This is a genomic window from Neobacillus mesonae (genome assembly GCF_023715155.1).
Taxonomy (GTDB): domain Bacteria; phylum Bacillota; class Bacilli; order Bacillales; family Cytobacillaceae; genus Neobacillus; species Neobacillus mesonae_A.
The window spans coordinates 109,849-124,586 of the sequence record NZ_JAMBNQ010000006.1 but is presented as its reverse complement, the minus strand read 5'-3'; the positions used below and the strand labels follow the sequence as shown (position 1 = coordinate 124,586).

Annotated in this window: 13 protein-coding genes and 1 pseudogene; 13 read left to right on the top strand and 1 reads right to left on the bottom strand. The window is 36.7% G+C overall.

Annotation, left to right across the window (positions count from 1 at the left end; genetic code table 11):
- Nucleotides 1-6 precede the first annotated feature (6 nt).
- The 5 genes and pseudogenes from M3183_RS08350 to M3183_RS08330 all read left to right on the top strand — a co-directional run.
- The gene (locus tag M3183_RS08350; RefSeq protein ID WP_251468420.1) at nucleotides 7-768 is read left to right on the top strand and encodes an ABC transporter ATP-binding protein; all 762 of its coding nucleotides are present in this window, start codon (nucleotides 7-9) and stop codon (nucleotides 766-768) included.
- Entirely contained in the window at nucleotides 768-1,484 is a 717-nt protein-coding gene (locus M3183_RS08345; RefSeq protein WP_251468418.1) for an ABC transporter ATP-binding protein, read from the top strand. Before M3183_RS08350 ends, M3183_RS08345 begins: the two co-directional genes overlap by 1 nt.
- A 63-nt stretch (nucleotides 1,485-1,547) precedes the next feature.
- Nucleotides 1,548-2,240: an EthD domain-containing protein gene (locus M3183_RS08340; RefSeq protein ID WP_251468416.1), complete on the top strand. Its 693-nt coding sequence runs from the start codon at nucleotides 1,548-1,550 to the stop codon at nucleotides 2,238-2,240.
- A gap of 473 nt (nucleotides 2,241-2,713) precedes the next feature.
- Nucleotides 2,714-2,929, top strand: a complete 216-nt coding sequence (locus M3183_RS08335; RefSeq protein ID WP_251468414.1) for a hypothetical protein — start codon at nucleotides 2,714-2,716, stop codon at nucleotides 2,927-2,929.
- A 547-nt stretch (nucleotides 2,930-3,476) separates the two neighbouring features.
- Nucleotides 3,477-3,950 (top strand): annotated as a pseudogene (locus M3183_RS08330) (sugar ABC transporter substrate-binding protein); the annotation flags it as partial.
- 105 nt (nucleotides 3,951-4,055) lie between these two features.
- On the opposite strand, the gene M3183_RS08325 reads toward M3183_RS08330, so the two are convergent.
- Nucleotides 4,056-5,330 carry an MFS transporter gene (locus tag M3183_RS08325; protein WP_251468411.1) on the bottom strand — a complete coding sequence of 425 codons (1,275 nt, stop codon included), beginning with the start codon at nucleotides 5,328-5,330 and terminating at the stop codon, nucleotides 4,056-4,058.
- A gap of 754 nt (nucleotides 5,331-6,084) precedes the next feature.
- Here M3183_RS08325 and M3183_RS08320 point away from each other — a divergent pair.
- The 8 genes from M3183_RS08320 to M3183_RS08285 all read left to right on the top strand — a co-directional run bounded on the left by M3183_RS08320 (nucleotide 6,085) and on the right by M3183_RS08285 (nucleotide 14,578).
- Entirely contained in the window at nucleotides 6,085-7,224 is a 1,140-nt protein-coding gene (locus M3183_RS08320) for an acyl-CoA dehydrogenase family protein (RefSeq protein ID WP_251468409.1), read from the top strand.
- Nucleotides 7,225-7,438: 214 nt separating this feature from the next.
- A complete protein-coding gene (namA, locus tag M3183_RS08315; protein WP_251468522.1) occupies nucleotides 7,439-8,494 on the top strand; it encodes an NADPH dehydrogenase NamA in 1,056 nt (351 codons plus the stop codon).
- Nucleotides 8,495-8,700: 206 nt separating this feature from the next.
- Nucleotides 8,701-10,278, top strand: a complete 1,578-nt coding sequence (locus M3183_RS08310; protein WP_251468408.1) for an acyl-CoA carboxylase subunit beta — start codon at nucleotides 8,701-8,703, stop codon at nucleotides 10,276-10,278.
- 70 nt (nucleotides 10,279-10,348) lie between these two features.
- Nucleotides 10,349-10,558, top strand: coding sequence for an acetyl-CoA carboxylase biotin carboxyl carrier protein subunit (locus M3183_RS08305; protein WP_251468406.1), 210 nt, complete (start codon nucleotides 10,349-10,351; stop codon nucleotides 10,556-10,558).
- Nucleotides 10,559-10,581: 23 nt separating this feature from the next.
- Nucleotides 10,582-11,934, top strand: coding sequence for an acetyl-CoA carboxylase biotin carboxylase subunit (locus M3183_RS08300; RefSeq protein WP_251468404.1), 1,353 nt, complete (start codon nucleotides 10,582-10,584; stop codon nucleotides 11,932-11,934).
- A 51-nt stretch (nucleotides 11,935-11,985) separates the two neighbouring features.
- Nucleotides 11,986-12,774: an enoyl-CoA hydratase/isomerase family protein gene (locus tag M3183_RS08295; protein WP_251468402.1), complete on the top strand. Its 789-nt coding sequence runs from the start codon at nucleotides 11,986-11,988 to the stop codon at nucleotides 12,772-12,774.
- Between the two features lie 80 nt (nucleotides 12,775-12,854).
- Entirely contained in the window at nucleotides 12,855-13,724 is an 870-nt protein-coding gene (locus M3183_RS08290; RefSeq protein ID WP_251468400.1) for a fumarylacetoacetate hydrolase family protein, read from the top strand.
- Nucleotides 13,725-13,795: 71 nt separating this feature from the next.
- Entirely contained in the window at nucleotides 13,796-14,578 is a 783-nt protein-coding gene (locus M3183_RS08285; RefSeq protein ID WP_251468398.1) for a cupin domain-containing protein, read from the top strand.
- Nucleotides 14,579-14,738: the final 160 nt, after the last annotated feature.

Below are 14,738 nucleotides of genomic sequence, written 5' to 3'. Positions count from 1 at the left end.
GGAAATTTGACAATTCTTAAGGTACAAAACGTTTCAAAAGTGTTCGGGGGTCTTCATGCAGTAGATAACGTTTCCTTTGAAGTGAAACCAAACGAAATTTTATCTGTTATTGGGCCTAATGGTGCTGGAAAAACAACATTGTTTAACCTAATTACCAGAATTTATGATTTATCAAGCGGTAATATATATTTTCAAAATCAAGATATTTCAAAGGTAGAAGCATATAAACTTGCATCGATGGGGATCTCAAGGACATTTCAAAATATTGAATTATTTGAAGGGCTTACTACTTTAGAAAATATAATGGTGGGCGGTTATATTCATGGAAAATGTGGATTTGTCGAATCAATGTTTGGATTCCGCAATCGTTCAGAGGATAAACGTTTAGAGAAAATGGCGAAAGAAAAAATCAATTTAATTGGTTTACAAAATTATGAGCATTCTGAAGCCCTTGAAATTCCTTACGGCAGGCAAAGAATGGTAGAAGTGGCACGCGCTTTAATGACTTCTCCAAAAGTATTATTACTAGACGAACCTGCCGCAGGTCTAAATTCGGTTGAATCAGAAGAGTTAAAAAAATTACTCTTACGAATACGCGGAGATGGAGTAGCCATTATATTAATTGAACATGATATGGAAACGGTTATGTCTGTTTCGGATCGTATTGTCGTTATGAATCATGGACAAAAGCTGGCAGAAGGTACACCTTCTGAAATTCAACAAAATCAAGAGGTCATAAAAGCATACCTTGGGGAGGAGGTTTTTTAATGCTTGAAGTGAAGCAATTAAATGTCAGTTATGGTCATGTCAAAGCAATACACGATGTTTCATTTCATGTTAAAAATGGTGAAATCTTTTCATTAATTGGTGCAAATGGTGCTGGAAAAAGCACACTCCTCTTGGCTATATCAGGGGTACTAAGCCCTCAGGGTGGTGAAATTTTATATAACAATCATCCTGTGCAAGAAAAGAATGTTCGATATATGGTGAATCAAGGAGTGACTTTGGTTCCCGAGGGCAGACAAATCTTCTATGATATGAAGGTAAAAGAGAATTTAATGTTAGGAGCTTACCGCCATAAAAAGAAGATTAATATTCTTGAAGAATTAGAAAAAGTTTATGAACTATTTCCAGTTTTAAAAACCATGGAAAGTAGAATAGCAGGGACATTAAGTGGAGGGGAGCAGCAAATGGTTGCAATAGGACGTGGGCTTATGTCAAACCCAACTCTCCTTTTGCTGGATGAGCCTTCTCTTGGATTGGCGCCCTTAGTTATCAAAGAAATTTTTCTTCAATTAGAAAAGCTTAGAAAAACCGGGGTAACCATTATATTAGTTGAACAGAATGCAAAGGCCGCTCTAAAGATTTCCGATCGAGCAGCCGTTCTTGTAAGAGGTAAAATTGAAAAAATTGATCTTGCAGAAAACTTATTTCAAAATCAGAATTTACACGAAATGTACGTAGGGACGGCTGTTAATAAATAGTAAAACCAACGGGTTTAATGAAAAATTATTTAAAGTATACAATTTAATTTTTAGGAGGAAATCATGATTAAAAGAACAGGTATTCTACGAAAAAGAGATGATATCTCCAAAGAAGAGTTTAGAAGTTACTGGCTTGAAACACACGGACCGTTGGTTAGGGAGACACTTGGTCAAGGTGTAAAAGCTTATCATCAAAATCATGTAGTGAATTCTGAACAATTAGGAATTAACTTTCCAAGAAGTAATTATAAAGTGGATGGTTTTTCACAAATTACCTTTAATGAAACCACTTCTATGGAAGAGGTATTTAATGAAGAAAACCAAAAAACACTTAAAGAAGATGAGCCTAAATTTATTGGTGAGTTACAATTAGTTATGACGGAACCAAAAATTGTTGTTCCACCCCCGGAAAATAAGCCGTTAATTAAAAGGATATCACTCCTCAAACGTAGGCATGATATTGACCTGGAGAGGTTTAAATTTGAATGGTTACAGGTACATGCGGAATATGTCCTATCCATGAATGGTATTGAAGGCTACATACAAAATTTGGCTATAAATCGAACAATAGATAAAAAAACGCAGGCTAGTTATAATGAAGTTCCAGTCGATGGAATTGTTGAACTTTGGTTTAAAGATGTAGAAAGTTTGGAAGCAGCCTTTCAATCTGAGAATGGTCAAAGAACAATGAATCACGCCAAGGAGTTTCTTGATGAAATTACAACGTTCATCGTGGAAGATCATAAAATCGTATAAGCAACCAAAAAAGAAGTAAATGCAAATATTCCATTTATTAACGAATCAATGAAAAAGCTGTTTTACCCAATTTAACTAAAATTAAGTCTGAACTGAAAGGCTCGGCGAAAAAGTGAGTAGATTTCTTTCTTTTTTGCTGGGCCATTATATTTAAATCTTGTAAGAAGGATGAGGGTGGAAACGTGATTTCTATATTTGATCAGAAAGTATCCCCTGGTGATTATAAAAAGCAAACAAGAAACTGAACGGTATCAGAAGATGAAAGTGTTTTATAAATGCTAAAGAGAAACAGTGAAACCGACAGTTAATTAAAAAAATCCAAATGCACTTGCACAGATTTAATGATAAAGCTGGACTATAAAATTGGATTGTTTTGTAGCTGAATTTTCAGTAAATTGATGTTATAAAGGGTGAATAGGAGATTATTTGCCTTTTTGGTAAATGGTCTTGGAACAAATCTTAGGGGGGGAGTATTGAGTACAATGTTGAGTAATGCTCTTAATAATCCAGATTTAGATTGCAAATGGAAAAGATTTATTCATGAAGGCATACATCCACTAGGTATGCGGAAGGAAATTGTGAATTCATGGAAGCGATCCCGTTCCAGGGGAATTGATCCTTATGAAATGCCTCCGGTTTTGAACAGGCTGCTTCAACTAATTTATTGGATCGGAACACTCTGTTATTAAATGTAGCCAGACCGATTTTGGAGGACTTTTATACCTATATAAATGGGACAGGATATATTGCTGGTCCAACCGATGAAAATGGAATCGTGATTGATTTAAAAAGTGAAACAAATATTTCTGAAAAAGGGCTAGAAAGCAATTATGCATTGGGTGCTCATCGCTCGGAGCAAAAAGTAGGAACTAATGCTATTGGGTTGGCAATTGTCGAAGGTAAACCTGTCCAGATCGTAGGATGGGAACATTATAACGTCAACTCTAATTCCTGGACTTGTTCCACGGCCCCGATCAGGGATAAGAAAGGAAAGATTTATCGGTACTTTTGTTGTTGCCGGAGATAATACATTAAAACATGAACATACTCTGGGAATGGTTGTCTCCATGGAACAAATAATTGAAAGGGAAATTTATCTACAACAGTACACCAATAAAGCGGCCAGCAATATGTCGATGCTTATGTTGGTCAGGACAATGTAGAAATGGGAAATATTGCAGGGAAAGCAATGATTGAAGTACTTAACGGAAAAGGAAAGGTTGAACTGGTGCACCTGGATTTCCAATTACAAACGAATTTTCTAAAGGGTTTCATGATGTAGTAAAGAAATTTTCAAAAATTAAAATCTTAGAATCTCAGGCTGGAGATTGGCAACGTGATAAGAGTAGAAAGGTGATGGAAAATTTTATTACCAAGTATGGAGATGAAATTAATGGCGTGTTCGTTGGATCAAATCCCCAAGCTTTTGGTGCTATAGATGCTATAAAAGCTGCTGGTTTGGAAGGAGACATTAAAGTAATTACATCTTCATTATTTTCGGATGGCTATGAATATTTAAAAAATGATGGAAAATTTTATTACGGTGGAGCACTTTCATCACCACCAGAAATGGCAAAGTTAGTATATGAAACTGTAATTAATCTCAGTGAAGGTAAAGAGGAACAAACTGAGAAGAATATAAATATTACCAAATTATCGGCTGAAAATGTGAATGAAATTGAAAAACCTGATTGGAAAAATTGGCCTTAAGCTTTATCAAAAAAGCTCTAGCTTAAATAACTAGAGCTTTTTGAAATGATTTGATAAGGAGTCGTTTAAAAACTCTGATTCCACCATACTCCTTCTAAAAATCTATCAATTCTCATTTACAACTAAATATTCATTGTTATTAGTTGCCGTAGGTTTTCTTCTTAATGTCATGATACCTATAAGTATCGCGAAAACTTGGATAGCTAATACGCCAAGGAATACAGCATAATAGGATCCAGTTATGTCATAAGCAAATCCAAAAATAGTTGTTCCAACGGCAATTGCTAAAGTAGCCGATGACATGATCATGGAATAGATGGATGCATAGTCTCGATTTCCAAAAACCGCTTTGATCATGAAAGGTGGTAACAAAGTACTGCACGAATAACCAATACCAAAAGTAAGCCCTCCAATATATATAGAAATACCCCCAAAGCGTCCACTAAATAAAATGAGCAATATTCCTATCATACCTGAACCGATTCCAACTAAGTTTGTCATCTTTATCCCGACTTTATCGTTTAACCAGCCTAAAAGGAATTTCCCTGATGTTTGTCCAATCATGACACACGTAACGACAGTTGCCGCAAATGAAGTGGAAAATCCTTCTGATAGGAGATGATTTGGAATATGAAAACTTACCGTTACCACTAGACCTAAAAGACCCGTAAAAATAAATAATCCGTAAAAAGGAACTGATTTTATGGCCTGTTTGAATGGAAATCCTGTTTCCTCAACAACCTTCTTGAAGGACTTTTCAACAGATTCTGCACCATATGCAGTCATGTTCTTTTCCTTTGGATCCTTTCGGATAACAAATATGGTAAAAGGAAGTGTTAAGACGGCAACGAATACTCCAAGTGCCATATAAGAGCTTCTCCATCCAATTGTTTCAATTAGATATCCTGCTATAGGAGCACAGATTGCCCCGCCAATCCCCATAAATGTCATGGAAACACCAAGAACAGTTCCCATTTTAACCTTAAACCAATTATTAATTATTAATGGTACTGCCGCATATATCAAGAAGGAGTTGCTGATACCAAGTAATACACCTGAAACGTAAAAATGGTAAACAGATGTATAAGTGCCCATTAATCCAAATGCCAAGGCATCGGTTAGTGCAGCAACTGATAATATTAGGCGCATATTAAATTTGGAAAAGATTTTTCCGGCAAAAGGAAGGGTGATAGTTATCACAAAATACATAAGTGTTGTATAAAAAACAATATCAGCGGTCCCAACGCCCAATTCAGTACTTACAGATTTATAAAATAATCCGGCGCAACTAACAATAATTCCGACACTGCCTGCATAAATGGCACAACATGCAACTGCTATCCACCATGCATAGTGAAATTTCTCCCTTTTTTTTGACACTATAATCCCGTCTCCTTTTTTTATTGTTTTTTAGCAAGTAGATCAGGTGATCAAAGAAATTTAAGTATTGTTCTTATAAAATTAAATGAAAAGTATTTATCGAATACCCAAAATCCCCTCCCTTGTCATATTGATTCTAGGGATGTATAATTCCCACTAATGTTAAGTTCTTGACCAATCGCGTTATATAGGGAACCTAGCAAAAGTGTGGAACATTCTCCCCAACTTTCAAAAAAAATAAGTCCAGCATAAAGGAAATAGAAACCTTATGCTGGACTTATTTACTAAAATAGATAAATTTTTGTTTACCCCTGTAAATAACAGCTTTTATAATATTTGTAACAATCAGAATTTTATGTTAAATTATGATAGATGTCAATATTAAAGATAAAGAAATAAAATACGAATTTATTATTGATTAATGATGATTGATATAAAACTTCAAAAGATCTTAGGAAATATCAAATTTTTGATATTTTCCAAAAATAATAACTTGACAATAAATTAGTTAATTTATAAAATTAAATCAAGAATTAAATAAAAGCTGTTATTTATTGGGGTTGACTCTTCAAAAGCCAATCTCTCTTCGTAAATAAGCCCAGCAAAAAGCGATTAAGCTATTTTGCTGGGCTTTTTATTTTGTTGAAGGTTAAGGAGAGTATTTAAACAAGTTGCGGTTAATTTCAATTGAGTAATAGCTTATAAATGCATCATAATCTACCAATTTCTAGAAAAGTAAAGGAAGGGAATATAAGTGAAATATGAAGTAATGGAAAACCATCAGGAATTAAGAAAAACAGTTCGCAAATTCGTACAAAAGGAAATTGTCCCTAATATTGAAGAATGGGAAAAGAATGGATTTCCGAACGAGATTTTTAGAAAGATGGGTCAAATGGGGTTGTTTGGAGTCCGCTATCCAGAGGAATATGGCGGCAGCCATCTAGATTACTTTGCAGCTATGACAGTAACAGAGGAAATTGCTTCATCAGGCTGTGCAGGTTTAGGGATGGCATTTAATGTGCAAGCATTAATGGCAACGAACCCCATTTTAAAATTCGGTACGGAAGAACAGAAACAAAACTATCTTGTACCTTCTATAGCTGGGGAAAAGATTGCTGCTCTCGGTATTACTGAGCCATCTGCAGGATCAGATGTGGCAGGCTTAAGGACGACGGCTAAAAAAATAGAAGGCGGCTGGATTATCAATGGATCTAAGGTTTTTATTACAAATGGGGTAAGGGCTGATTATCAAATATTAATTGCCAAGACGGGAGAAAAAGAAAGCAAGCCGTTATTTAGTATCTTTTTAGTTGACAGTAATTTAGATGGGTATACGGTTGGACGAAAGTTAGAAAAGATAGGAATGCACGCATCTGATACGGCAGAAATCTTCCTTGACAATGTTTTTGTTCCGGATAATGCCTTATTGGGTAATGAGGGAGAAGGATTTAAACAGCTTATGTGGCAATTGAATGGAGAGCGTTTAATTCAAGCGACTGCTTGCGTTGCAGGTGCACAAAGATGTTTGGAATTAGCAGTACAATATGCAAAAGAACGCGAACAATTTGGCCGATCCCTAACAAAGAAACAGGTGATCAGACATTACCTTGCCGAAATGCAAACCGATGTTGAAGCTGCACGTGCTCTTTTATATAATACCGCTGCTCAATATGATAAAGGCGAAGTACTTGTAAAAGAGATTTCCATGACAAAACTATTGGCTTCTAAAGTTTATTATGAAGTGGCTGATAAGGCATTACAAATTCACGGTGGTTATGGATATATGGATGAATATCCAATCTCCAGGGAATGGCGGGATGCCCGTTTAATGAGAATTGGCGGGGGAACTGACGAGGTTCAAAAAGAGATTATTGCCAAAGAGATGGACTTATAAATCAATTATTTTACATTGATAAATTAATTGAAATGGCTAATATTGCAAACGGTTTAAAATAAGAGGACAATCAAATGCTGAATATATATTAGAAAATAAAATTCATACTTTTATTTCTTAATTAATGGGTTTCAGCGGACTTGATTCAATATGTGTATTAATGGATATAGTCTCTGGGTTTTATAGTGTAAAAAAATTGTGAAGGGAGTGACAAATCATCGTTAAATTGTTTTCTCCGTTTTCGGTAAAAAATATCATGCTAAAAAATAGAATCGTCATGTCACCAATGTGTATGTATTCTTCTTTTAAAAGGGATGGACATGTAAGTAAATTTCATCATTTGCATTATGGAAGCAGGGCAATGGGTCAAGTGGGATTGATTATGCTTGAATCCACAGCCGTTCATCCGCAAGGAAGAATCTCAATGAAGGATTTGGGAATTTGGGATGATAGTCATATGGAAGGATTAAGTGAACTTGTCCAAGAAATCCATCGATATGGAAGTAAAGCCGGAATTCAGCTTTCACATGCAGGCAGAAAGGCAGATATTGAAGGAGAAATTTATGCTCCCTCTCCATTGCCGTATAAAATGGATCGTCCCGTGCCAAACGAGTTATCCATATCTCAAATACAAGAAATTATAAATCATTTTAAGGAAGCTGCAAGAAGAGCAAAAGGAGCCGAATTTGATTTAATTGAGCTTCATGGAGCACATGGTTATTTGATCAATCAGTTTTTGTCTCCCTTAACCAACTATCGAACTGACCAGTATGGCGGAACAAAAGAAAACCGCTATCGATTTTTGGAAGAGATTATTAATGGGATTAATGAAATTTGGGATGGACCATTATTTGTACGTTTATCTGTAAATGAATACCATCCCGAAGGTAATCAAATGGACGACATGATTTATATTGCTGGAAGACTAAAAGAGCAGGGAGTAGATTTAATTGATTGTAGTTCTGGAGCAGTAGTACCAGCAAAAATTGATGTCTTTCCTGGATATCAGGTTCCTCTTGCGGAACAAATTCGGAATGAAGTTGAGATTGCAACAGGAGCTGTTGGCTTAATCACAAACCCTCTTCATGCAGAAGAAATATTAAAAAATAATCGGGCAGATTTAATTTTTATGGCCAGAGAACTATTACGGAACCCGTATTGGCCGCTGAAAGCGGCTAATGAATTAGGGATTGAGATTACTGGGCCGGGTCAATATTCAAAAGCATGGGAAGAAGCTTTTCCTGTATTAGAAAAGTGGTATCCTAATTAATTACGGTTCGATTACACTTTAAGTGTTGATATAACGAAAATACAACTTTGGCTAAGCGGTGAAATGAATCATAAGAGACAAGTCCTTGAGTGACGGGGCAATATATAATATGCAGAAGACATTACGGATTAAACTATAGTAAATACAGACGCTGCTATCTATTTTATTTAGTATAAACTAACACTACTATTATAGGAGGCTATCAAATGGAAGAAACAAAAGGAACCACTGTGGAAACAAAAGGTATTGACCAAACGGTATATGAAAAAATTCAAGAAATCAAAACATCAACAAATCGCCCATATTACGCAAAAATGAAAGATATTGGCAAGATGTTTGTTCGCGACCGAATTAAGTATTTGGTAGATGAAGATAGTTTTGAAGTGGAAGATGGACTTTTTGCACGATGCAAGGAGGAAGACTTTCTCCCGGGAGATGCAGTTGTGACGTTAGTTGCAAAAATCAATGGGAAGCCAGTAGCAATCATCGCAAATGATATGACAATTAAAGCTGGGACATGGGGCAAGAAAACGATTGAAAAAATTATTAGAATGCAAGAATTGGCTGAAAAGAGAAAGATTCCTCTCATTTACATGATAGATTCAGCAGGGTCAAGACTTAACGAACAATTTGAAACCTTTACTGACCGACGCCATGCTGGAAAGATTTTTTACAATACGGCTAGAATGTCAGGAGTTATCCCGCAAATTGCTTTAGTGTTTGGTCCATCTCCAGCCGGAAGTGCTTATTTGCCTGCATTATGTGATTTTGTTGTGATGGTGAATAAAAATGCGAGCGTTTACTTAGGTTCTCCTAGAATGGCCGCAATGGCTACAGGGGAAAAGGTTTCAATGGAGGAAATGGGTGGTGCCCGCATGCATAATCAAGTCAGCGGCTTAGGTGATATGTTAGTAGAAACGGAGACAGAAGCTCTTGACGCTGCTAAAAAATATTTAGGTTATTTTCCACAAAACTGGATGAAAACCCCAGAGTTAATCGATTCAAAACCTCCTATTGGTGGTAAAAAAATTGAAGAATTAGTACCGGAAAATCAACGTATTCCTATGAATATGTATCCTTTCATTGAAAACATTGTGGACGAAAATTCATTTTTTGAATTCAAAAAGCTGTATGCGAAAGAAATGATTACAGGTTTTTGCCGAATCGGAGGAAGATCAGTAGGAATAGTGGCGAATCAATCAAAAGTAAAAGGCGGTGTTATTTTCCCAGAATCTGCCGAAAAAGCAGCACACTTTATCTCACTTTGTGATGCTTATAATATTCCTTTATTGTTCCTAGTAGATTTACCGGGCTTTATGGTGGGAAGCAAGGTAGAAAAGGAAGCCATCATTAGAAGAGGTGCAAGAATGCTGTCAACAGTGGCAAATGCTACCGTTCCAAGGATTGCTTTAATTGTGAGGAAGGCATATGGTGCTGGTTATGTCGTCATGTCAGGTGCTTCCATGCAGCCGGATGCGTGCATTGCCTTACCTCAAGCACAGCCTGCTATTATGGGACCTGAGGCAGCTGTCAATGCCATGTATTATAATAAAATTCAATCTATTGAGGACCCTGCCGAACGTCAAAAATTCATACAAGAACAGCGTGAAAAATACAATGATGACATTAATGTTTGGAGCCCTGCATCAGAATTTTATATTGATGATGTTGTACCTGGAGACCGTTTACGTAAAGATCTGATTCAAAGGTTTGAATTATACAGTCAAAACAGAGACATTTTAGAAGGAAAAGCACATAAGAAAACCCTTGTCAGAAGGGGATAAAACTTTCTTAAATGTGGATGAGAAAGAATAAAAGCAGAATACTAAAAAAAAACTAATGAGGTGGAACGAAATGGAAGTATTATCTAATATGGCGGGTAATGTTTGGAAAATCACGGTAAAACCAGGAGATCAAGTAACTGAAGGTCAGGATGTAGTGATTTTGGAATCAATGAAAATGGAAATTCCAATCAGTGCAGAGGTAAGCGGTATTGTTGATGAAATTACCGTTAACGAGGGAGACTTTGTCAATGATGGCGATGTGGTTATTAAATTGAAATAACTTCATACGAGGGGGAACAAATATTGTTTACTAAAATTTTAATTGCAAATAGAGGCGAAATTGCGGCCCGTATCATTCGGACATGTAAAAAAATGGGGATTAAAACTGTAGCTATATACTCTGAAGCAGATATCAATTCACCACACGTAGAAATGGCAGATGAAAGTTATTTAATCGGCCCCCCAAGAGTTAATGAAAGCTACTTAAAAATGGAGAAAATAATGGAGGTGGCATTACAAGCAAACGTTGATGCTATCCACCCAGGGTATGGTTTGTTATCCGAAAATCCTGAATTTTCAAAGAAGTGTGCTGAAAATAATATTGTATTTATTGGCCCTTCTCCTTCAACCATTTCACAAATGGGCAGTAAAATTGAGGCTAGAAAATTAATGAGCCATGCAGGCGTTCCCATTGTTCCCGGTACTGATGCACCGTTAGCAGATGTGGAAGAGGCAGTTCGTGAAGCGAAGAATATCGGATATCCTATCATGTTAAAGGCTTCCGCTGGGGGCGGAGGAATTGGAATGCAAAGGGTTGATGATGAAGAAGGCTTGAGAAGGGCCTTTCAAGGGAACCAAAAACGTGCAAAAGACTTTTTTGGAGATGGAGCCATGTTCCTAGAAAAACTCATTTTAAATCCAAGACATATCGAAATTCAATTATTAGCAGATAAAGAGGGTAATACCGTTTATTTAGGGGAAAGAGAGTGCTCGATTCAAAGAAGACATCAAAAAGTAATAGAAGAGGCCCCATCACCATTTATTGATGAACTGACTAGGAAAGAAATGGGCGGAGCAGCTGTTCGGGCAGCACAAGCGATTGGATATGAAAATGCCGGGACAGTAGAATTTATCATGGATGAGCATAAGAACTTTTACTTTCTAGAAGTTAATACTCGGTTGCAGGTTGAACACCCGGTAACAGAGGAAGTTACTGGCTTAGATTTAGTAGAGCAGCAGATTAGGATAGCAAATGGAGAAACGCTAACCATCAGTCAAAAAGACGTTCAATTAAATGGACATGCGATTGAGGTTAGGATTTATGCAGAAGATCCAAATACGTTCTTTCCTTCACCGGGAACAATCACAAGTTTTAGTATACCTAGCGGTGAAAATATTCGCCACGAGTTAGCTGTTGGACAAGGATCTGTTGTAACACCATTTTATGATCCGATGATTGCAAAACTTATTGTAAAAGGACTCACCCGCAATGAAGCGATAAAAAGTATGGGTAAAGTACTGGAACAATATAAAGTGGAAGGGATTAAAACCAATATTCCAACATTAAAAAGAATCGTAAATCATCCGGAATACATTTCTGGAAATACTACAACCAGTTTTATTGACAGCTATTTAAAAACCGCTAAGGTGAATTAAAAATCTGTAACTGGTAAATCTTTGTGACAAAAATAGAAAGAAGGTGTTGCTATGAGAGAGAATCATATTCTAGTTTCGATAGAGGACTATGTGGCAACGATTACATTAAATAGACCACACAAACATAACGCATTAACAGGGGAAATGATGGAGGACTTTGTTTCGCTTCTTAATGAAATGAATGATCGCTCCGATGTTCGTGTCTCGATGATAACAGGGGCAGGAGAAAAATCCTTTTGTTCGGGAGCCGACCTGGGAGGAATGAGTGAAAATAATGAGCAGCACATTTTAAACTATAAGGCCCATGTCACGAAATATAAGAATTGTTTGCTTGCGATTCGCCATTTAAAAAAGCCAATTATTGCGGCAGTAAATGGTTATGCCTTGGCAGGCGGCCTAGGACTCGCTGCTGCTTGTGATATCACGTTTGCCAATGAAAGTGCACAGTTTGGGGCACCGGAAATTAATGTAGGCCTTTGGGGGATGATGATTAGTGCCCCGCTCCTCCAAACCATTGGTCCCAAAAACACCTATGAATTATTTTATACAGGGAAAAAAGTTAATGCTTTGGAAGCAAAAGAGATGGGGCTTTTAAACGCAGTTTATCCGGATCGTGAATTAATGCAGGAAGCAGCACAGTTTGCACGTCAGCTGGCGAAACGAAATCCAACCGCCTTAACATTAGGCAGAGAGGCAATGCAAATGATTCAAGGAATGGATTACGAGAAATCATTGAATTACCTTCGTGATCAAGTAGTTATTTTAGGTGAAACCAAAGATTCAAAGGAAGGTATGAATGCTTTTCTAGAAAAAAGAGAGCCAATATGGAGTGGTCGGTAAGCAGCAAGTGTTTACAAAAAACTATCCTGGTCAGCTTCTAAGAGGTGAAATAAAGGATATGGGAGGAGGGATGTTTTTTAATGAAGATAATTTCTTACCTTAATGAAAATCAAATTAATGCAGGTATAGTCCATGATAATACAGTGATTGATGTTAGCAATGAGTTTCCTGATGTCTTATCAATAATTAAAGCAGGGCATAATGGAATCGATAGACTAAATAGAATCCTAAATTCGAACGTTGAACCAAGACCTTTAATAAGTGAGCATTTATTACCGCCAATTCCTAAATTAGAACGTAATATAATGTGCGTGGGGTGGAATTACTTAGAACATTTTAACGAACGTTTTCGTCAAGATATTGATCTTCCAACTAAACCAACAGTCTTTACAAAAGCCACAGGGACTATAGCCGGCCCTTATGAGGGAATTCCTTTGCCGGAAAACTTTACCCAAAAATTAGACTATGAGGCAGAACTCGCTGTTGTCATCGGACGTAAAGGAAAAAATATTGCTGAGGCAGAAGCATCCGATTATATTTTCGGATATATGTGTGCAAATGATCTATCTGCAAGGGATGTTCAGCATTCTCATGGCGGTCAATGGTTTATGGGGAAAAGTATGGATAAATCGTGTCCTTTGGGCCCTTGGATTGTAACGAAAGATGAAATAAAGGATGTTCAAAATCTGGATATTTATTGTAAAGTCAATGGTAAAATAGTACAGTCTAGCAATACAAGCCTTATGATCTTCCCGATAAATCGGATCATTGCTGAAATTTCAAAGGCGATGACATTAATACCTGGTGATATTATCCTGACAGGAACCCCATCGGGTATTGGAGTAAAACGGAACCCGCCAATGTTATTAAAAGCAGAAGATGTCGTAGAGGTACATATTGCTGAAATTGGAAGCATTAAAAACCGAATCATTGCGGATAATGCTCGGTAATGAGAAATTAACGTATGTCTAAAGTTCTTCTTTTATTACTCTGACAATTGAAAAAACGGTGGGGTGAAAATATGTTGAATAGTAAAGTAGATTATAGCCAATTAGGGATAACAAAAAAGAATGAGTTGAAAGTTGAGAAAACAAAAAATTTGAACATCACATGGAAAACGGGTACAGCTGGGGAAAAAATATGGATGGGTAAAATAATAGCTGAGCCTAGTGCTGAATCTGCTGCACAGCATCATCAAGAATCTGATACCGTTCACTATGTATTAAAGGGAAAAGCCGTCTTTTTTTATGGGGAAGGTTATAAAAGTTCTGTGGAACTTAATGAAGGTGATTTCATTTATATACCACCTTATCATCCATATATCTATAAAAATGGAAGCAATGTCGAATCATTTGATATTGTTACTACCATGGCACCAAATTACAAGGTAGAGTATGTGGATCAGAATGAAAATATTGAAATCCCGGGAGATGATATTACGGGAGAAGTTTTGATCGTAAGAGCATCTGACTTAAATGATTTAACCAATCAAACGAAAAACATGCCCCGAAGAACCGCAGTACAAGCACCTAATCTATGGATTGGACGCGTAACCGGAGAACCTGCAATGGATTCTGGGGAACATCACCATGGCGAGGCCGAGACTGCGGGATTCATTATTAGCGGTATTACTCGACTTTTACATGGCGAAAGATATGAAGACTATGAAGAGTATGAGCCTGGCGATTTTCTTAGAGTACCTCCATATTTACCGCATATTGAACGTAATATGAGTAACACTGATACAGTAGAATTTTTGACAGCACGGAACCCAAGAAACATTGTTGTCAACATAGAAAGCTAATATTGATCGGGATGATAATGAAAAAACCTATCCCATTAGTATTTAATTTCTAAAATCGTATTGGCAGTTTTATAGAAAGTGGGACACTACTTATATCTTTTATCGTATTTAATTTCGTTGAAAGTATGACGGTGGGTCAATGACTAGATTACAATGGAGG